Consider the following 18,544-nt stretch of genomic DNA (forward strand, 5'->3'; position numbering starts at 1 on the left):
CGCACCGCTCAGCCCCGCGCGGCCCGCTCGTACAGGGCCTTGGCGTGCTCGTCGAACAGCGCGGCCGTGGAGTCCACGTCCGTGTCCCCGCCGCTCAGCACCCCGATCAGCCGGCCGGCCCGGTCCGGCCCGCCCCGGTCCGCGATCCAGGGGCTGCCGCTGGTCCCCGTCCAGAACCCGGCGCAGCTCATGTAGAGCATGTCGGGGTCGTCCTCGTCGTGGCGGGTCTGGGTGGTGCAGGAGACGGGCTTGTTCTGCGGGTTGTGCTCGGACTCCGGGTAGCCGACGACCGTCACGTCCCGCTCGTACCCCGAGGTCCACTCGGGCTTCGGGGCCTCGGCACCGCCGCCGACGGCGTCCTGGACGCTGCGCCCGTCCGCGTCGGGCTCGATGGTGAGGAAGGCGAAGTCGGCGGTGTCCTCGCCCCATTTCGTCCAGCGGTCGTCCACGTGGATCGACTTGACCTTCCACACCCCCAGCGGCTGGGTGCCGGCGCCCTCGCCGGAGAAGGCCGGGGCGAAGGAGAGCTCGCCGATGGCCAGGCCGTCGTGGGCCACCTCGCCCGGCTGCCCGTCCTCGCCCGCGGGGGCCACGCAGTGCGCGGCGGTGGCGACGACGTTGCCCTCGGGGCTGTCGACCACGCTCGCCGTGCACCAGTGCTCGCCGCCCGCCATGAGCACTCCGACGGTGGGGAAGGGGAGCACCGGCCGCTCGCCGGGCGCTTCGAGGAACGCGACGGCGAACACCGCCGCGACCCCCGCCGCGGCGGCCGCCGACGCCCCCTTCACCACCGTGCTCATCGCACGCCGGGATCGGGTGTCGGTCCCTTCATCACCTTGCTGATCCACTCCAGGGAGCCCTCCCTCATACCGCGCACGTACGACTTTCCGTTGTGCTCACCATCCTGGATCACCTGCAGCGAGGTGTGCACGGGGCCCTTCCCGAAGTCGTTCATGAACTTCTCGGCCTTGTCGCGGCCGCTCTCCGCGGTGCCGATCTGGAAGTTGATGTAGACGTCCGGACCGCCCGCGGCGATCAGCTTCGCGGCGAGCTTCTCCGGGTTGTCGGCGTCCATGGCCTGTGTGTTCCCCTTCCACAGCGGGGAGTCGGGGACGATGTCGACGCCGCTCGCGATGGCCGCCTTGAACCGGTCGGGGTATTTGAGGACGTGCTTGAAGGCGCCGAAACCGCCCGCCGAGGAGCCCATGAAGGCCCAGCCGTCGCGGGAGGTGAAGGTCCGGAAATTGGCCTTCGCGAAATCCGGGACGTCTTCGACCATCCAGGTGCCCATCTTGGGCTGGCCGGGGATGTCCGAGGCGTCGAAGTGGTGCTTGGTGTCGGCGTTGTGCACCGGCATGATCAGGATGAACGGCAGGCTGGTGCCGGCCTTGACCCCGTCGCTCACGGCCTGCTGGAGGCCGAGGCCGGGACCCGTACCCCAGTAGTTGGTGGGGTAGCCGCGGCCGCCGGGCAGGGAGATCAGGACCGGGAAGCCGCTCCTGGCGTACTTGGGGTCGTCGTACTCCTTGGGTACCCACACCCACACGTCACCCGTGAAGCCGGACTTCTTGCCGGTGAGGGTGGTGCGGCCGATCTGGGTGCCGTCCGGCAGCCGCGAGGTACGGACGAACGAGGCCTTCGGCCCGGTCGGCATCAGCACCTCGGGCGGCACGTCGGCGGCCGCGCCGGCCTTCTCCTGGACCTTGCCGAAGGAGACCGGATCCCCTATGTCCGAGAAGAGGCCGTACTCGTACGCCGCCGCCCCGCCTCCGGCGAGGGTGAGGGCGAGCCCGCCGCTGATGAGGATCATGCGCAGGCGGTGGGGGCGACGGCCGCCCTCGGTCACAGGGATGCCGTCGCCTTGCTGGTCTTGCTGCACGGTTGTTGTCCCGTTCCTTCTCCGGCGCCCGGTCAGAGGCGCGGGCCGGACCGATCGGTCCCCCTTACACCCTTTACAGAGGTATGAACGACGGGATGGGTTGCCTGGGACGGGGGTGACGTGGCGAGCGACACGCGCCCGGCCGGGACCGTGCCCGGGGCCGGACCCCGGGCCGCATCCGGGACCGCGGCCGGCCCGGTCAGCCGGCCTCGGGCTTCGGGCCCTTCAGGACCTTGCTGACCCACTCCAGGGAGCCTTCCTTCATGCCCCGGACGTAGTGCCAGCCGTTGTGCTCACCGTTCTGGATGTCGCGGATGGTCATCTTGATCGGTCCCTTGCCGAACTGCTGCTGGAACTTCGTCATCCGCTCCTTCCCGCTCTCCTTGGTGCCGACCTGGAAGTTGATGTAGACCTCGGGACCCTTGGTGTCGATCAGCTTCTGGGCGAGCTTCTCCGGGTTGTTCGCGTCCATCTCCGCCTGGTGGCCCTTCCACAGCGGGGAGTCCGGGACGATCTCGCCGCCGCTGGCGATCACGGCCTTGAACCTGTCCGGGTACTGCAGGACGGTCTTCATGCCGACGAAGGCACCGGAGGAGGAGCCCATGAAGGCCCAGCCGTCACGGGACTTGTACGTACGGAAGTTGGCCCTGGCGAAGTCCGGGACGTCCTCGGCGATCCACGTGCCCATCTTGGCCTGGCCGGGGATGTCGGAGCCGTCGTAGTAGTACTTGGCGTCCGGGTTGAGCACCGGCATGATCACGATGAACGGGAGGCTGGTGCCGGCCTTGGTGCCGTCGCTGATGGCCTTCTGGAGGCCGAGGCTGTAGTCGGCCCAGTAGTTGTCGGGGAAGCCGTTGCCGCCCGGGAGCGCGATGAGGACCGGGAAGGCGCTCTTGGCGTACTTCGGGTCCTCGTACTCCTTGGGCGCCCACACCCATACGTTGCCCTCGAAGCCGGACTTGGCGCCGGCCAGGCGGGTCTTGGCGATGATCGTGCCGTCTTCGAGCTTGGAGGTCTGCTTGAAGCCGGACTTGGGGCCGGTCGGCATCAGCACGTCCGGGTCGCCGGAGGGCGTGGCGGCGGTCGCCGGGGCACTCGGGTCCGCCTTGCGCGTGGCGGGGGGCGTGGTGTTCTTGCCGAAGCTCACGTCCTCGCCGTTGCCGGAGAACCAGTCGAGCTTCCAGGCGGCGAACCCGCCGCCGCCGAGCAGGAGCGCGAGGGCGAGGGTCGCGCCGATCCATATTCGGCGCCGGGAGCGCTTCGGTTCCGGGGTCCGGGCGGTGGCGGGCGGCCGCTCCCCGTACGGCGGCCGCTGCTGCGGCGGGCCGGGGTACCCGGGGAAGTCCTGGTGCCCCGGATGCTGCTCCTGGGGCGGGTACTCCTGGTACGACGGCTGCTCATCAGGCCGCGGACGCTGCGGGTACTGGTGCACGAACTTCGCTCCGAACGGTCATGACTGCCCCCGAGGGCAGAACGGCTGGCTCCCCTTCTTGTGATGCGCGAACCCCCCGCGGAGTTCCAAAAGAGAGCAAAGTCATGCCGGGGATCTCAACCGTTCCTCAGCGGGGCCGGGGTGCGTCGGCCTTCGCGTTCCGGCGGGCCCGCGCGTCGGAGACCACGTACGGCAGCGAGGGCAGCAGCACGACCGGCACGGCCCACAGCGGGAGCGTGAACAGCTCCCCCTTGCCGACCAGCCACCTGACGAGGAGCGCCACCGGCAGGCCGACGACGAAGGAGAGCAGCCACCCCTGGTGCAGGCGTATGCCGCCCCGCCGCAGCTCCCAGGCGACCGTGGCCGCGCCGATGGCCGCCCAGAAGGCGAGGTGGTCGGCGGTCACGGTCAGCCGGACGGTCCACCGGAGCAGGAACGAGAAGAGCAGCAGGCAGCCGACCATGAAGCAGGCCATGGCCGCCGTGCGCAGGGCCCGCCGGGCGAACGGGGCGCGCTCCCGCGCCCAGGCCGCGGCGAAGGTCCGTACGTCCGGGCCGACGACGTCCTCGCCGGTGCGTCCGGCGGCCTCCGCGTCCTCCAGGTGTGCGGAGAGCTCGTCGAGCATCTCCCGCACGGCCGCTTCGCCGACGCCCCGGTACTCCCAGTTGCTGCGGCAGGCGGCGAGTATCTGCTCGTTGGTCATGGTGCGGCTTCCCCCTCGGATGTGCCGGCGCCCAGGATCCGGCCGACGGATCCGGCGAAGGACCGCCAGTCGCCCCGCCCCCCGCTCAGCTCGGCCCGCCCGGCCCCGGTCAGTCGGTAGTACTTGCGCGGGGCTCCGCCGCTGGGGGACGGGGCGCGGTACGAGGAGATGAGCCCCGCCCGTTCCATCCGTGCGAGCAGCGGGTAAATGCTGCCGTCGCTGACGAGGTCGAGCCCGCCGTCGGCGAGGGCCTGCGCGAACTCGAAGCCGTACCTGGGACGTTCGGCGATGAGGGACAGCAGGCAGAGGTCGAGCACCCCGCGCAGGAGCTGGCTGCGCCGTTGGTCGGCGGTCGCCGCCGGCTCCTTTGTCATGCGGCACAAGATAGTCATCGACTCCCTTGCGCCGCAAGACAATCACCGGCGGGGCGCACCCAGGCGCGCCTGCTCCTCCTCGACGATCCGGCGGGCCATCGCGACGTCCGACACGTCGACCGCGTCCGGCGTGGACTCGGCGACGGCGCTGCGCCGTGCGTACGCGTCGAACAGGCGGCTCTTGTTCTTCAGCATCCGCACCATCCGCTCGTCCACCCCGCGGGTGGCGAGCAGCCGGTGCACCCGGACCGGACGCACCTGCCCCATCCGGTGGGCCCGCGCCACCGCCTGGTTCTCGATGGTCGGCTTGACCTGGGGCTCGCAGATGATCACGACCGAGGCGGCCTGCATGTTGAGCCCCACGCCCGCCGCCTCGATCTGCGCCACCAGCACCGCGTGCTCCGGCGCGGCGGCGAACTCGTCCACCACCTGCTGGCGGCGGGCGGGCGGCACGCTCCCCGTGAGCGGGCCGAACACCCGGCCGCCGCCGGGACCCGGGGCGTCCTCCAGCGCGTCCTTCACCGCCCCCAGGACCTCCCTGAAGGTGGAGAACACCACCACCTTCAGCCCGTTCTCGGCGGCGTCCCCGACGATCTCGCGCAGCCGGTTCAGCTTCGCCGACTTCTCGGGGTCCGCGTACGCCGCCCTGCGCATCGCCATGAAGTTGCCGGAGCGCACGGCCTCGCGGTAGGCGGCCTCGTCGGAGGCGCTCAGCTCCTCCCACTCGTCCGTGTGCTGGAGCGCGGGCAGTTCGGTCAGGACGTCCTGCTGGTTACGGCGCAGATAGACCGGGGCGACGGCCTTGCGGAAGGCCTGGGAGCCGGCCACGCCGTCCCGGTCGCCGACGGCCGCGGCCAGGTCGGGCTGGAGGATGCCGACCAGGCTGCGGAATTCGGAGACCCGGTTCTCCATGGGTGTCCCGGTCATGAACAGGACGCGGTCGCAGCGCCCGGACCATTCGGTGACGGCCTGGGCGCGCCGGGTCTTGGGGTTCTTCACGTAGTGCGCCTCGTCCACGACCAGCATCCCGATCTCCCCGCCGCCGGGCGTGGGGAATCCGCGCAAGGCGTCGAAGGTGGTCACCCCGACCCCGCCCCGGCCCTTCCAGTCGGCGAACGCCTCCTGCCGGTCGGGGCCGTGCAGGCACATCACGCGCAGCTTGCTGCGGGCCTCGATCTCCCGCGTCCAGTTGATCAGGACGCTGGCCGGGCAGACGACCATGAAGTGGCTCTGCCCTTCGGCGGCGAGGTGGGACAGGGCGGCGATGGCCTGGATGGTCTTGCCGAGCCCCATCTCGTCCCCGAGGATCACCTTGCGCTGCGCCAGCGCGAAGCGCGCCCCGAAGGACTGGTAGCCGCGCAGCGACACCCTGCGGTGGGTGTCGTCGAGGTGCTGGCCGCGGACCCGCTCGGCGACCTCGTCGGGCAGAAACCCTTCGGCGGCGGCCGCGTCGGGGCTGCGGCCGGCGATCTCCGCGAGCAGGCTGTAGTACTCGGCGGACCGCAGCTCGAAGTCGACCCAGGCCGCCACCTCGGTCGAGGGCCCGCGCAGCAGGTCCACCGAAGCCTGCGCGAGCAGCTCCGGCACCGCGCCCTCCGCCGCTTCCCCGGTCAGTGCGCGGACCTCGGCGACGGCGGCGAGCGCCCGGTCCCGCTTGGCCTGGCCCGCCAGCAGCATCCGCAGCCGCCCGGCGGCCGGCCCGGCCTCGGTGAGCAGGGGGCCGAGCCGCCGCGCGAGCACCGCGGCCGCGTCGACGGCACGCTGCGCTTCGGGTCCCGCCTCCACCAGGACGTGCAGGGCCAGGACGAGCGCGGTGGTCCGGGGCCCCGGCCGGTCCACGTCGATGTGGACGGCGATGGTCTCCCGCACGGCGTCGGAGATCTGACGGGCCGCCGCGATGACCTGATCGGCGGTCCGCTGACCCACGCCGGGGATCTGCCGCAGCCGGTACGACCCGGCGTCGAGCACCTGGCGCACCGAGCCCAGCCCGCTCCGCTCGACCTCCCCGAGCCTGAGCCGGCCCTCGGTGACCTCCTTGAGCCGGGCCACGGGGATGGCGTCGAGCGCCTGCTCCGCCGCCGCGTCATGGATCGGCCGCAGCGCCGCCCGCACCGCGTCGACGGCCTGCCGGTGGTCGGCGACCACCGCCTGCGCGGCCTCGTACAGCCGCTCTCCGCCGGCGACCGCCTCCCGTTCCCTGCGCCCCATCCGGCCCCGGCCCCTCTCTCCGTGTCCCCGCATAGTGCCACCGCGGCCTTCCCGCAACGCCGAGAGGGCCGACCCGCGACCGGGTCGACCCCTTCTGACCTGCCACGGAGCGGCCGCGAGCCGACGGGGCCGTCACCCGTCCCGGCCCCGTGCGACGGTGACCGGGGCGGTCGGAGCGACCGGTCACCGCCGGACGTCACGCGCCGCCGGACGTCACTCGCCCAGCAGCCGGGCGGTGCGGGCGTCGAGCTCCTCCCGGACCATGCGGGCGTGCTCGGTGCGCGCCCGGTAGTGGTCGTGACCCAGGCGGGCCTTGTCCTCCTCGGCCCACACCTCGGCCGCGTACCGCCGGACCTCGTGGTCGATGGCGTCGACCCGGCGCTGCGCCTCCTGGTCCTCCAGGTGGATGCGCTTGTTGGCCTCGCGCCGCTCGGCGAGCCTGCGGTCGTACTCGGAGGGGCCGCTCATCAGCTTGGCGAGCACCGGCATGGCGTCGACCAGCAGCAGGACGGCGTGCAGCAGGAACATCATGAAGAGCGCGAACCCGTCGGACCAGGCGACCGAGGACAGCGCCTCGGCGCGCAGCAGCAGTCCGTCGTGCTGCTGCGACGTCTGCCGCTCGGCGACCTTGCCGTCGATCGCCTTCTTGACGTCCGCGCGGTAGGCGGTGCCGGTCTTGACCAGGTCCTCGGACAGGAGGTTGCCCTTGCCGACGAGTTCGGCGCGCTTGGCCTCGTACTCGGCCACCTTGCCGGTCGCCTTGTACGCACTGGTGTCGGCGCGGGCCCGCTCGCAGGTCTCGGTGGTGTCCCAGCCGTTGCCGCGCCAGATCCAGCGGTCCTTGGCGCACTCGCGGCGCTCGGTCTCCAGCTTCTCGCCCAGGGTGCCGTTGTAGGTCTTGATCTGCTCGTCGAGGCGGGCGGTGGCGGCCGTGTTGTCGGCGATGTCCTCCTTGATCGAGGCCGGGGCGCCCGGCACCGTCAGATGGAAGTCGCCGCACTCGTCGCGGTCCGTCGTGTCCTGGCCGTCGAGGGGGTTGCAGGCGGTGAGGTCGCCCCGGAAGTCGGCGAGGTCGCGCTCCCTGCCGACCGCCATCTCCTGGCGTATTTCACGGTCGAAGATCTGGAACAGCAGGGGCTCGGCGATCGTGAGCCCGAGCACCACGGAGAGGAACAGCCGGGGCACCAGCATGCGGACCGCCCGGCCGCCGGTGTAGCCGTGGGTGCTGGAGACCAGCCAGCTGTCGAGGGCGAGCACGATCCACGCCCACACCACGCCGACGACGACCGCCACGGCGACCGGTGTGCCCTCGCGGATCGTGCTGATCGCCATGGCCATGGAGGCGCCGCCGAGCAGCGCGGTGTTGAGGACGATGGCCCCGTACCACGTGTAGCGGGCGCGCTCGGCGCCCTCGCGGTCGAGGATCTCCTCGCGGATGCCGATCAGCCGGCGCAGGAGCGCTGCGGGGCTGCGGCGGGGGCCGCCCCAGGAGCGGTAGGCGGGCCGGGTGTCGGCCGCCCACGCGTCGTACTCCTCCTCGGGCGGGCGTACGGGGGTGTCAGCGGCCACGCTCCTCCCTCCCCGCTTCACCGAGGTCGTCGTCGTCCGCGATCAGGGGGCGGCGCGCCGAGCGGGCGTCGTCGTCGCCGTCGCGGTCCTGGCCGGAGTTGCCGTCGCGGGCGGGGCGGTCGGCGCGGCCGCCCCCGTCGCCGTCGCCGTACCGGTCGTCCCCGTACCGGTCGTCGGTGTACGGATCGTCGCGCCGGCCGTCGCCCGCGTCGTACTCCCGTCCGTACTGCTCCTGCTTCCGCTCGTACGGGGCCTCGTCGTCGTACGCCCGGGGGCGCTCGCCGGTGCGGTCCTGGGACGACGTCCCGCTGCCCTCCTTCAGCTGCGGGGTGTCGGCGGCGGCGCCGACCGCCCCGGCCGCGGCAGCGGGCTCGTCCTGGTCGAGGAGGCCCTGCCCGGTGCTGAGGCGCTCGACGAAGGCGCGGGCGTCGAGCGGCGCGTTGTCGAGGAGGCCGCGGTTGATCATCTGGCGTCCCAGCTCCTGGTTGATGTTGTCGCGCCGGTCGGACCGGTGACGCCGCTCGGCCCGGTCGGCCAGCACGTCCTCGCGCTGCTCCGCGCGCCGGCGCAGCCGGTCGTCGCGGTCCGCGGCCCGCTGCTCGCGCTGCTCGTCCCGGGCGGCGTCCAGCGCGGCGCGCTGGTCCTGGCGGTCGACCTCACGGTGCCGGTCCTCGCGCTCCAGGCTGTACCGGAGGTCCTCCCGCTCGGCGTGGCGCCGCCGTTCGGCGTTCTCCCAGTGCCGTTCCTCGTCCTCGCGCTGCCGCTCGCGCCGCACCCGGTCGGTCTCGCGCTGCCGCTCGGCGAGCTCGGAGTAGGCGATCTCGCCCCTGCGCTGGGCGAGGATGTCGGTGTTGGCCGGGTCGGTGCCGAAGTCTTCGAGATCCTTGAGCGCCTCGGTGCGCTCGAACTCGTTGTCCTTGCGCTTGAGCTTCTGGGTGTAGTGCTGGTTCTCGGCGTCGGTCCGGTGGGTGTACGACCGCCGGAGGTCGTCCAGTTCCTGCTGGTGCCGCATTTCGAGCGCCTTGCGCTCGGCGTCCATCCGCTCCCGTTCCTTCTCGCGCTCGTGCTCCATCTCCTCGCGCTCACGGCGTACCGCCTCCTTCACGCGGTCGTGCTCGTGTTCACGCCGCTCCTCGTCGGCACGGCGCCGCTGGGCGGCGAACTCCTCCGGGGTGAGCACCGTCAGGTACGGGGCGCCGACGGAGAGACCGGTGATCCGGGGCGGTTCCATCTCCAGGTACGCGATCAGGCGCGCCGTCAGCCGCCGGGACACCTCCTTGCCCGCTTCGAGGGGCCACTGCTGGGTGACGTCGGTGAGTCCGGGCAGCGCCCGGAGATATCCGAGCAGCCGGGACTCCACGTCGACGACGCCCTCGCGGACGACGGCCACGGGGTCGGTGACCGTGCAGTGGAAGGCGACCTGGACGGTGAAGCCGTCGGTCTCGGCGGACGGTACGTCGGTGCCGACGGTGACGGGCACGTCGGTGCGGCAGTCGACGACCGTGACCGAGCCGGCGTTCAGGACGGTCTCGTCACCGGGCCCCCGGACGCCGTGGTCGGTGAGGTACTGGTCGCCCGTGCGGTAGACGAGGACCTGGTGGGCGGAGACGCGGGGCAGTTCGTCGTGCGAGCGGGTCGGCTGGTTCCAGAAGCGGCGACCGGTGCGGGGCGCGGGGGCGAGCACGCGCTCCTCTACCAGGGGATAGGCCTTGCGGATGGTGGTCATCGTGGGTGGGTGTCCTTCGCACTGTTCAAGGCGCCGAGCAGGGTCGCGACGCAGTCGGGACCCGTGGCGCGAGTGGGACGGGAGACCGCGAGTCGGCCCAGCTCGCTTGTCAGCAAGGGGTGCTCGACCTGCGGAAGCGCGGCGGCGAGGGCGCGACCGAGTCGCGCGGCCGCAGCGGTGGGGTCGGAGGTCACGGCGGGCAGGCCACGGACCATGACGAGCAGAGCGGACAGGGCGTTGCGGCGCAGCGGCCGGTAGCAGAGGATCGCCGCCCACAGCTCGGCGACGACGTCGGCGTCCTCGGGCCGGTCGGCGACGTACCGTGCGACGGCGGGGCGGCCCGAGAGCCGCTCGGTGGCGGTGAAGACCCAGAGGGTGGTTTCGAGGACGAGCAGGCCGGTCGCCGAGTAGGCGGCGGAGCGGGTGCGCTGCTCCTTCCCGATCCGGTGCGCCAGGGCGTCGAGCACGATGCCGGCGTCCTCCTGGCAGTCGACCAGCGTCAGGAACAGCTGGGCCCAGGCCCGCAGCCCGTGTTCGCGTTGCTCCCACTTCTCCAGGACGCCGGTGCGGAGCACCGACCAGAGCCACTTCACCGCGTCGGTCGGGAAGGTGACGCCGAGCTGGCCGCTGAAGGCGAAGAGCGCGGTGCCCCGCAGGGTGGGGTGGGTGGACTGGGCCCAGGTGCGGGCCAGGGTGAGGGCGGCGGCCGCCTGGGTCTCCTCCAGGCACATGTACCAGAGCACGTACACCGCGAGGGTCTGCCCGGTCTCGCCGCTCTCGCCGCGCGCCCACGGATCGAGGTAGCTCTGCACGACCTCGTCGAAGGCGATGTGCCCGAGCAGCGTGAGCCCGGAGGCGATGGAGAGCTGGAGGGCGGGGTCGGGATCGGCGTCGACGAGCGCCTCCAGCCAGTGGCGGACCGCGTCCCAGTACTCGGTGGGGTGGTCGCGCCACAGCGCGTGCAGCACCCAGCGGCGCAGCTCGGCGTCGGCGAAGACCATGACCTCGCGGGTGGTCGCGCCGTAGATCTGCATCTCGGTCGTGATCAGGGCGTTGCGGGAGAGCGAGCGGCGCCGGTCCACCGGGCGGGCACGGCGGCGCTGCGCGTCCTGGCCGTCGGCGGCGGCCTGTCCCGTGGCGTCGGGGGCCGCGGCGCCGTCGGCGGCGGCCGATGCGGCCTCCGGCGTGCAGTAGACCGGTCCGAGGAGCCGTTCGAGGAGGTCCTGGAGGGATTCGAAGGCACGCCGGCCGATTCCGGGAGCGAAGGCGAGGGTGGTGACCTCGGCGATCTCGCGCAGGCTCCGCTCCTCCTCGGCGCCGAACCACTCCTGGACCGCCTGCGGCGCGCTGCCGCTGTGCTCCTTCCACGCCTGGTCGGGGTCGGCGCCCTCCGCGATCCGCTGCGCCGCGTCGGCGACGACCGCGATGGGGCAGCGGGGCGGGATGCCGGCCACGGCCCGGTCGACGGTCTCCTGCGGGATCCGGGCCTGGACCAGCCGGGCCCGTACCACCTTGTCCAGGACCGGAGGCTGCCAGGGCAGATGGCGTACGGCCTTGGGAGCGCGCCCGGGCACGCCGTGCACGGTGGTGATCACCAGATGGGCGCGGTGGCGGCGCAGCTGGTCGCGCACCCGGCGCCAGTCGAAGTCGGAGGACGGACCGGCGGCGTCCGCGGTGGTACGGGTGGTACGGGTGGTTCCCGCGGTGGCGGCGGTTCCGGTGCGGTCGAGGACGACGTAGCCGACGCCCGCGTCGAAGGTGCGCTCGGCGAGCTGGTCGAGGCCGATGTCGGGCGAGAGCACCACGTAGTCGGCGGAGGGCCCGACGGTCTCGCGGAGCAGCGCGACCGCGCCGGAGCGCTTGCCCGTGCCCTGGGGGCCGGTCAGGACGACGATGCCGGTACGGGAGAGCTCGCGGGCGGCGTCGTCAAAGCAGTCGGGGCGGATGTAGGAGCGCAGCAGCGCGTCGATCTCGTCGCCGTCGAGGAGGCCGGTGGCCCGGGCCCGCCCGGGCCGCTCGGCGGCGGTGGCGATGCCGAAGTGGGCGCGGCCGTGGTACTGCGGGCCGTAGAAGTTGTTGTAGACGCGGTAGTCCCCGTCGGAGGAATCGGTCCCGGGGTCCGCTCCGGAATTCATTCCGGAATTCACTCGTGAGGGTGACGGGGACCCGGGTGTGGACGGGGTCGGAGCCGGGGGCGGGGCCGGTGTCGCAGGCGGCTCGGGGGCGGGGCGGGGATCGGCGGTGCCGTTCGCCTCGTCGGTTAACTGCCGGGGTTCGCCGGGCACGCCGTCTCCTTCCCCACCCCTTGCGTGATCCTGCGTGGGCCGATCCGTGGATCTCACGTGTGCACCCCGTCTCCCCGTCCGCTCAACTCACTTGGAGATGCCGAAGACGACGTTGCCGTTGATGACGGTTCCGTACAGGTTGTTGGTGGCGCAGTCGCCTCCACCGGAGGCGGCGGGCGCAGAACCGGAATCAGAACCGGAGGGGGAACCTGGATCGGAAGCAGAAGCAGGGCCAGGACCGGAGTCCGAACCGGAGTTGGAACTGGACCCAGAACCGGAATCGGAGTCGGGGTCGGGGTCGGGGTCGTCGAGGTCCAGCGTGTGGACGTCGCACCCCGGCACCCACAGCCAGGCCCGGCCCCGGTACTCCTTCTTCTCGACGACGACCTCGCGGAACTCCTCCGGCCGGAAGTTGGTGTACCGCTGCGCGACCAGCTCCGTGAAGACCGGCGCGGTCAGCGCGACGGCGAGCGCGGCGTCGGGGGCCGCGGCGAGGGCCCGGCGCAGGGGGTCGCTCTCCAGGACGCGGGAGACCTCGACGGGACCGGGGCCCACGAAGCCGTTGGGAGCCTCGGACGCCGGGCCGAAGTGCACGACGGCGCGCAGCGCGAGCTGCGCGGCGGGCACCCGGTCGCGGTTGTGGGCCCGCAGCCCGGCGTCCAGCCGGCGCATGAACGTCTCGACGAGCGCCTGCTCGTCGGAATCGGCCGGGAGCACGGCGAACTCGGAATCCCCCGCGGACTGCCGTACCCAGGAGGCCCGGTCCAGCCCGGCCGCGTCGGCGGACTCGGAGAGAAGCCGGGGCAACACTGTCTGGATATCGCGCTGTCGCGCGGTGTCCGCGCTGCCGTAGCCTCGCGCGTCGACGGCGAGCAGAAGCCGCCTGCCGAACGTACCCATCGCACCTACGGACATCCCGTCCTCCTCGTCCGTCACATCGGGAAGCACAGCATGCCGCACCTCCAACTCACTCGCGAATCAGGAGAGTTGCGAGGTACGCGGCGATGCGGCACGCCGCCCCCGGACCGTTGCCCACCCCCGTGGAGCCCCGGTCGCCCTGCCAGTCGTACACCGGAACCGGCCACGCGCACCCCGTGGAAATACGGGATCTCGCGCAATCGTCCGATCCCGTAGAAGTGCCTGGTCCGCCCGGTGGGCCGGCGGCTCAATGGAAGTCCGTCCGAGCCGCGTTGGAGTTTCCGTGACATCCACCCCGCCCACCGCACCCACCGTCCCCACCCCACCCACCGGCCCCGCCTCGCGCACGATGCTGACCGTCCTGCAGACGACGCACCAGCACGCCGACGCCAAGGCCGGCATCCTCTCCGCCGTGCAGGCGGCGCTCGTGGGGACGGCGGGCGCGTGGAGCGAGGCGGCGCTCGACGGCTGGCGGCGCGGCGGCACGCTCGGCTGGCTGGCCGGGGCACTGCTGGCCCTGTTCACCTGCGGCCTCTTCGGCGGCGCGGCCTCGCTCGCACTGGCGCTGCGACCGCGCGTCTGGCGGCCCACCGGCCCCAACGACTACAGCTTCGTCCGGCTGGCGGCCGCATCGGACCCGTCTCCGTCGCCGTCGCCGCTCACCCCTGCCGAGGACGAGCGGCAGCTGAACGCGATGGTCCGCTTCCTCTCCGACGTGGCCCTGCGCAAGTACCGCTGCGTCACGGCCGCCGTGGTGTGCACGGCGGTGATGGGAACCACCGCCGGGCTCTGTCTGCTGCTACGGCCGCTGCTCGGCTGACCCCCGGGGCCCGTGCGGGGCGGGCGGTGCCACGGGCTCGGCGAGTTCGGCCACCCGGGCGAGCCGGGCGAGGTCGTGCACGGTGGTCGTCCGGTACCCGGTGCCGAGCAGCCCCTCGTCCCGCAGCTCGCGCAACCCCTTGTGCACGGTGGTCTCCGCGGCTCCGGTGAGCGCGGCGAGTTCGGGCTGGGTGAGCTGGAAGCCGATCACATGACCGCCGCCCGCCTCGGGCCGCCCGTACGCCACGGCGAGCTCCACCAGGAGCCGCGCGAGGCGCACCTTGACCGGGTACCCGCGGAATTCGAGCCGCCGCCTGTTGGCCCAGCGCAGCCGGTCGGCCACGATCCGGGTCAGCGCCATCGCCACCTCGGGCCGCCGCAGCATGAGCCCGTGCAGGGCCCCGGGCCCGATCACCCGCGCCCGCAACGGCCCGCAGGCCGCCACCCCGGCCGACCGCGGCGCGCCGTCGAGCGCGGCCATCTCGCCCACGCTGTCCCCGCCGACACGAACGGCGAGCAGCGACTCCTGCCCGTTCTCCACGGTCGCGGTGACCTTGGCGAACCCGCTGAGGATCACGTACAGATGCCGGTCGGTGGCGCCCTCGGTGAGCAGCACACCGCCGGAGCCGAGCGTCAACTCCGAACCCAGCCCGAGTAATTCGGCCCGCGCGGGAGCGGACAGCACCCCGAGCAGACTCCGCTCCGGCCATTCCCACTGCCCACCCGGCCCCATGTCCGCCCTCCGCCCCTCCACACCCACACCCGAGCCCGCCCAGGCTAGGCCCTCCCCCACCGAAAACACCCGCCCGCGCGACGCCCGCCACCGCCGGGACCGCCTCACGACCGCGCTGCCCGACCGGATGCGGCCGCCACGCCCGGAAGGCCGGTTCGCGGAGGACTTGGACCGCCTCCCCGAAGCGGCTGAGAAGTCGGCACCCAGTCAGCGCGGGTACGCAGAAGGGGCCGGGCTCACCAGAGCCCGGCCCCTTCTGACCTGCACGTGCGACGCCGCTACCGCACACGCGGCACGGAGACGGCTACACGTTGAAGCGGAACTCGACCACGTCGCCGTCCTGCATGACGTAGTCCTTGCCCTCCATGCGGGCCTTGCCCTTGGCGCGGGCCTCGGCGACCGAGCCGCAGTCGACCAGGTCCGCGAACGAGATGACCTCGGCCTTGATGAAGCCGCGCTGGAAGTCGGTGTGGATCACGCCCGCCGCCTCGGGGGCCGTCGCGCCCTGCTTGATCGTCCAGGCGCGGGTTTCCTTCGGGCCGGCCGTCAGGTAGGTCTGCAAGCCCAGGGTGGCGAAGCCGACGCGGCCGAGGGTGGCGAGGCCGGGCTCGTCCTGGCCGACCGACTGGAGGAGCTCCAGGGCCTCCTCGTCGTCCAGCTCGGAGAGGTCCTGCTCCAGCTTGGCGTTCAGGAAGATCGCCTCGGCCGGGGCGACCAGGGCCGACTGCTCGGCCTTGAAGGCGTCGTCCGTCAGCTCGTCCTCGTCCACGTTGAAGACGTAGAGGAAGGGCTTCGTGGTGAGCAGGTGGAGCTCGTGGAGGAGGTCGCCCTGCTCCGTGCCCTTCGTGATGCCCTTGGAGAAGAGGGTGTCGCCCGCTTCGAGGATCTTCTTGGCCTCGACGACGGCCGCGAGCACCGCGACCTTCTCCTTCTGGAGGCGGGACTCCTTCGTCAGGCGCGGTTCGGCCTTCTCGATGGACTGGAGGTCGGCGAGGATCAGCTCGGTGTTGATCGTCTCGATGTCGTCCTTCGGCGAGACCTTGCCGTCGACGTGGACGACGTTCTCGTCCTTGAAGGCGCGGATGACCTGGCAGATGGCGTCCGACTCGCGGATGTTCGCCAGGAACTTGTTGCCCAGGCCCTCACCCTCCGAGGCGCCGCGCACGATGCCCGCGATGTCGACGAAGTCGACCGTGGCCGGGAGGACCTTCGCCGAGCCGAAGATGCCGGCCAGGACGGCCAGGCGCGGGTCCGGGACGCCGACGACGCCGACGTTCGGCTCGATGGTGGCGAACGGGTAGTTGGCCGCCAGCACGTCGTTCTTGGTCAGGGCGTTGAAAAGGGTCGACTTGCCGACATTCGGCAGGCCGACGATTCCGATCGTGAGCGACACGTTGGCGACTTCCCGTAGCTGGAGGGGGCGGCGGCCCGGGAGTGGGCCACCGGACAGTTTACTTTCCGATGAGTGGCGGTGGATGTACGCGTGTCCGGCGCCCGATCCGGCCCGCTCCCCGCCTACTTTGGTGCCGTGGAGCAATACAGGACGCGATCGGCCCCTCACCAGCAGCGACCGCCGGCCCAGCGCCAGGGCCCCCGGTCGGTGGCGGTGCCCGCCCAGGCCGCCGGCGGCCCGCGGCGGTCCCCGCTCGCGCGGCGGATGCCCCGGCCCCGGCTGACCGGCCTCGGCGGCGGGCTGTTCGCGTGCGCCGCCATGGTGCTGGTGGGCGGGGTCTGCTGGCTGCTCTTCGGCTCCTCGCTCTTCGTCTACGGGCTGCTCTTCCTGCCCGTGGCGGCCGCCACCGCGCTCTGGGTACGGCCCGCCGACCTGATCACCGCGCCGATCGGCGTGCCCATCGCGTTCGCCGCCGGAGTGTGGCCCATCTCGGGCGGCTCCGGCGGCGTCGGCGGCCAGCTGATGGGCCTGGTGTCGGCCCTGTCGCTGCACGCCGGCTGGCTGTACGCGGGGACGCTCGTCGCCGCGCTGATCGCCGTCGTGCGCAAGGCGGTGCTGATCGGCAGGCGGCGGATGCCCCGACGCGTCACCCAGTGAACCGGCCCGCTACTTCTCCCCCGCCGCCTTCGCCGCCTTCGCCGTCATCGCCGCTCCCACGATGCCCGCGTTGTTCTGCAGCGTCGCCGGGACGATCTCGGCCCGCACGCCCTCGATCAGCGGCAGGAACTTCTCCGGCTTGCGGCTGACGCCGCCCCCGATGATGAAGAGGTCCGGGGAGAACAGCATCTCCACGTGCTGGAGGTACTTCTGCACGCGGTGCGCCCAGCGCTCCCACGTGAGGTCGTGGTCCTCCTTGGCCTTCACCGACGCCCGGGTCTCCGCGTCGTGGCCCTTCAGCTCCAGGTGTCCGAGTTCCGAGTTCGGGACGAGCCGCCCGTCCGTGAACAGGGCGCTCCCGATGCCCGTGCCCAGCGTCAGCAGCAGGACGGTGCCGCCGCGCCCGCGTCCGGCCCCGTACGTCATCTCGGCGACGCCCGCCGCGTCGGCGTCGTTCAGGACAGTGACCGGCAGGCCGCCCAGCTCGCGCGAGATCAGCGCCGCCGCGTCGACGCCGATCCAGGACTTGTCCATGTTGGCCGCCGAACGGATGACGCCGCTCGTGACCACGCCCGGGAAGGTGACCCCGAGCGGCCCGTCCCAGTCGAAGGCGCGCACCACCTCGCCGACGCATCCGGCCACCCCCTCGGGGGTGGCCGGATGCGGTGTCAGTACTTTGTGGCGCTCCTGCGCAAGGTCGCCACGCTCCAGGTCCACGGGAGCGCCCTTGATCCCGGTTCCGCCGATGTCCACGCCGAAGATCTGCATGGACATACCGTACGAAACGAGTTACTTGTCGGCGACCAGTTCGGCAGCCTCGGCACGCAGGTCGCGGCGCAGTTCCTTCGGCAGCGAGAAGACGATCGACTCCTCGGCGGTCTTGACGATCTCCACGTCCGCGTAGCCGCGCACCGTCAGCCACTCCAGGACCTCCTCGACCAGGACCTCCGGCACCGAGGCGCCCGAGGTGAGGCCGACCGTGGTGACGCCCTCCAGCCAGGCCTCGTCGATCTCGCTGGCGAAGTCGACCAGGTACGCGGCCTTGGCGCCGGCGTCCAGGGCGACCTCGACGAGCCGGATCGAGTTCGAGGAGTTCTTCGAGCCGACCACGATGACCAGGTCGGAGTCGGCGCCCATCACCTTGACGGCGGCCTGCCGGTTCGAGGTGGCGTAGCAGATGTCGTCGCTCGGCGGCGAGACGAGCAGCGGGAACTTCGTCTTCAGGGCGTCGACCGTCTCCATGGTCTCGTCGACCGAGAGGGTGGTCTGGGAGAGCCAGACGACCTTGGACTCGTCGCGGACGGTGACCTTCTCCACGTCGTGCGGGCCGTCGACGATCGTGATGTGGTCCGGGGCCTCGCCGGAGGTGCCGATGACCTCCTCGTGGCCCTCGTGGCCGATGAGGAGGATGTCGAAGTCCTCGTTCGCGTACCGGATGGCTTCCTTGTGCACCTTGGTGACCAGCGGGCAGGTCGCGTCGATCGTCGCGAGCTTGCCGCGCGCCGCCTCCTCGTGCACCACCGGCGCCACACCGTGCGCGGAGAACATCACGATGGAGCCCTCGGGTACCTCCTCCGTCCGCTCGACGAAGATGGCGCCCTTCTTCTCCAGGGTCTGGACGACGTACTTGTTGTGCACGATCTCGTGGCGGACGTAGACCGGCGCACCGTACTGCTCAAGGGCTTTCTCGACGGCGATCACGGCTCGGTCCACGCCCGCGCAGTAGCCGCGGGGCGCGGCGAGCAGGACACGGCGGGAAGCGGGAGCGGGGGCGGGAGCAGTCATGTGCTCCATCGTACGGGGGTCTCCAGCAGGCCGGGCGTCCCCCGTCCTGCACACACTGGCCCG

General features: G+C 72.2%; 16 protein-coding genes. 2 read left to right on the plus strand and 14 right to left on the minus strand.

All coding sequences use genetic code 11. From position 1 onward, the window contains the following. Positions 1-8: 8 nt before the first annotated feature. The 10 genes from Sspor_RS17020 to Sspor_RS17065 form a co-directional block, all read right to left on the minus strand. Entirely contained in the window at positions 9-800 is a 792-nt protein-coding gene (locus tag Sspor_RS17020; RefSeq protein ID WP_202199906.1) for a trypsin-like serine peptidase, read from the minus strand. After that, positions 797-1,879: an alpha/beta hydrolase gene (locus Sspor_RS17025; RefSeq protein WP_237403894.1), complete on the minus strand. Its 1,083-nt coding sequence runs from the start codon at positions 1,877-1,879 to the stop codon at positions 797-799. The genes Sspor_RS17020 and Sspor_RS17025 overlap by 4 nt, the downstream gene beginning before the upstream one ends. A gap of 199 nt (positions 1,880-2,078) precedes the next feature. After that, positions 2,079-3,311 (minus strand): alpha/beta hydrolase, encoded by a 1,233-nt coding sequence (locus Sspor_RS17030; protein WP_373318788.1) that lies wholly within the window; start codon positions 3,309-3,311, stop codon positions 2,079-2,081. Positions 3,312-3,438: 127 nt separating this feature from the next. Further along, the gene (locus Sspor_RS17035) at positions 3,439-4,014 is read right to left on the minus strand and encodes a hypothetical protein (protein WP_202199907.1); all 576 of its coding nucleotides are present in this window, start codon (positions 4,012-4,014) and stop codon (positions 3,439-3,441) included. Beyond that, positions 4,011-4,388 (minus strand): PadR family transcriptional regulator, encoded by a 378-nt coding sequence (locus Sspor_RS17040; protein WP_237403895.1) that lies wholly within the window; start codon positions 4,386-4,388, stop codon positions 4,011-4,013. Before Sspor_RS17040 ends, Sspor_RS17035 begins: the two co-directional genes overlap by 4 nt. 42 nt (positions 4,389-4,430) lie before the next feature. Further along, positions 4,431-6,596 carry a DEAD/DEAH box helicase gene (locus tag Sspor_RS17045; protein ID WP_202199909.1) on the minus strand — a complete coding sequence of 722 codons (2,166 nt, stop codon included), beginning with the start codon at positions 6,594-6,596 and terminating at the stop codon, positions 4,431-4,433. Positions 6,597-6,809: 213 nt separating this feature from the next. Next, positions 6,810-8,165, minus strand: a complete 1,356-nt coding sequence (locus Sspor_RS17050) for a DUF4407 domain-containing protein (protein WP_237403896.1) — start codon at positions 8,163-8,165, stop codon at positions 6,810-6,812. Beyond that, the gene (locus Sspor_RS17055) at positions 8,155-9,891 is read right to left on the minus strand and encodes a hypothetical protein (RefSeq protein ID WP_202199911.1); all 1,737 of its coding nucleotides are present in this window, start codon (positions 9,889-9,891) and stop codon (positions 8,155-8,157) included. The genes Sspor_RS17050 and Sspor_RS17055 overlap by 11 nt, the downstream gene beginning before the upstream one ends. Beyond that, positions 9,888-12,026, minus strand: coding sequence for a hypothetical protein (locus Sspor_RS17060; RefSeq protein WP_202199912.1), 2,139 nt, complete (start codon positions 12,024-12,026; stop codon positions 9,888-9,890). The genes Sspor_RS17055 and Sspor_RS17060 overlap by 4 nt, the downstream gene beginning before the upstream one ends. A gap of 237 nt (positions 12,027-12,263) precedes the next feature. Continuing rightward, positions 12,264-13,091, minus strand: coding sequence for a hypothetical protein (locus Sspor_RS17065; protein ID WP_202199913.1), 828 nt, complete (start codon positions 13,089-13,091; stop codon positions 12,264-12,266). A gap of 286 nt (positions 13,092-13,377) precedes the next feature. Here Sspor_RS17065 and Sspor_RS17070 point away from each other — a divergent pair, with 286 nt between their 5' ends. Next, positions 13,378-13,914 (plus strand): Pycsar system effector family protein, encoded by a 537-nt coding sequence (locus tag Sspor_RS17070; protein WP_237403897.1) that lies wholly within the window; start codon positions 13,378-13,380, stop codon positions 13,912-13,914. Here the strand turns inward: Sspor_RS17070 and Sspor_RS17075 are convergent. Together Sspor_RS17075 and ychF are read right to left on the minus strand one after the other, a co-directional pair. Beyond that, positions 13,894-14,646, minus strand: a complete 753-nt coding sequence (locus Sspor_RS17075) for a Crp/Fnr family transcriptional regulator (protein WP_202199914.1) — start codon at positions 14,644-14,646, stop codon at positions 13,894-13,896. The genes Sspor_RS17070 and Sspor_RS17075 overlap by 21 nt on opposite strands. Positions 14,647-14,950: 304 nt before the next feature. After that, on the minus strand, positions 14,951-16,039 hold the full coding sequence (gene ychF, locus Sspor_RS17080) for a redox-regulated ATPase YchF (protein WP_202199915.1): 1,089 nt from the start codon (positions 16,037-16,039) through the stop codon (positions 14,951-14,953). Between the two features lie 135 nt (positions 16,040-16,174). Between ychF and Sspor_RS17085 the strand changes: the two genes are divergently transcribed. Further along, entirely contained in the window at positions 16,175-16,696 is a 522-nt protein-coding gene (locus Sspor_RS17085; RefSeq protein ID WP_237403898.1) for a DUF6542 domain-containing protein, read from the plus strand. Between the two features lie 9 nt (positions 16,697-16,705). On the opposite strand, the gene ppgK is transcribed toward Sspor_RS17085, so the two are convergent. Both ppgK and Sspor_RS17095 read right to left on the minus strand, forming a co-directional pair. Beyond that, positions 16,706-17,464 (minus strand): polyphosphate--glucose phosphotransferase, encoded by a 759-nt coding sequence (ppgK, locus tag Sspor_RS17090; RefSeq protein WP_202199916.1) that lies wholly within the window; start codon positions 17,462-17,464, stop codon positions 16,706-16,708. A gap of 21 nt (positions 17,465-17,485) precedes the next feature. Then, the gene (locus Sspor_RS17095) at positions 17,486-18,490 is read right to left on the minus strand and encodes a 4-hydroxy-3-methylbut-2-enyl diphosphate reductase (RefSeq protein ID WP_030712035.1); all 1,005 of its coding nucleotides are present in this window, start codon (positions 18,488-18,490) and stop codon (positions 17,486-17,488) included. Positions 18,491-18,544: the final 54 nt, after the last annotated feature.

This window comes from Streptomyces spororaveus (assembly GCF_016755875.1).
Classification (GTDB): domain Bacteria; phylum Actinomycetota; class Actinomycetes; order Streptomycetales; family Streptomycetaceae; genus Streptomyces; species Streptomyces spororaveus.

Excerpts from the sequence above, each read along its gene's own strand:
- ppgK (WP_202199916.1), bottom strand. The coding sequence starts at position 17,464 with ATGCAGATCTTCGGCGTGGACATCGGCGGAACCGGGATCAAGGGCGCT.
- Sspor_RS17075 (WP_202199914.1), bottom strand. The coding sequence starts at position 14,646 with ATGGGGCCGGGTGGGCAGTGGGAATGGCCGGAGCGGAGTCTGCTCGGG.
- Sspor_RS17040 (WP_237403895.1), bottom strand. The coding sequence starts at position 4,388 with ATGACAAAGGAGCCGGCGGCGACCGCCGACCAACGGCGCAGCCAGCTC.
- Sspor_RS17060 (WP_202199912.1), bottom strand. The coding sequence starts at position 12,026 with ATGAATTCCGGAGCGGACCCCGGGACCGATTCCTCCGACGGGGACTAC.
- Sspor_RS17020 (WP_202199906.1), bottom strand. The coding sequence starts at position 800 with ATGAGCACGGTGGTGAAGGGGGCGTCGGCGGCCGCCGCGGCGGGGGTC.
- Sspor_RS17065 (WP_202199913.1), bottom strand. The coding sequence starts at position 13,091 with ATGTCCGTAGGTGCGATGGGTACGTTCGGCAGGCGGCTTCTGCTCGCC.
- Sspor_RS17055 (WP_202199911.1), bottom strand. The coding sequence starts at position 9,891 with ATGACCACCATCCGCAAGGCCTATCCCCTGGTAGAGGAGCGCGTGCTC.
- Sspor_RS17045 (WP_202199909.1), bottom strand. The coding sequence starts at position 6,596 with ATGGGGCGCAGGGAACGGGAGGCGGTCGCCGGCGGAGAGCGGCTGTAC.
- Sspor_RS17035 (WP_202199907.1), bottom strand. The coding sequence starts at position 4,014 with ATGACCAACGAGCAGATACTCGCCGCCTGCCGCAGCAACTGGGAGTAC.
- Sspor_RS17095 (WP_030712035.1), bottom strand. The coding sequence starts at position 18,490 with ATGGAGCACATGACTGCTCCCGCCCCCGCTCCCGCTTCCCGCCGTGTC.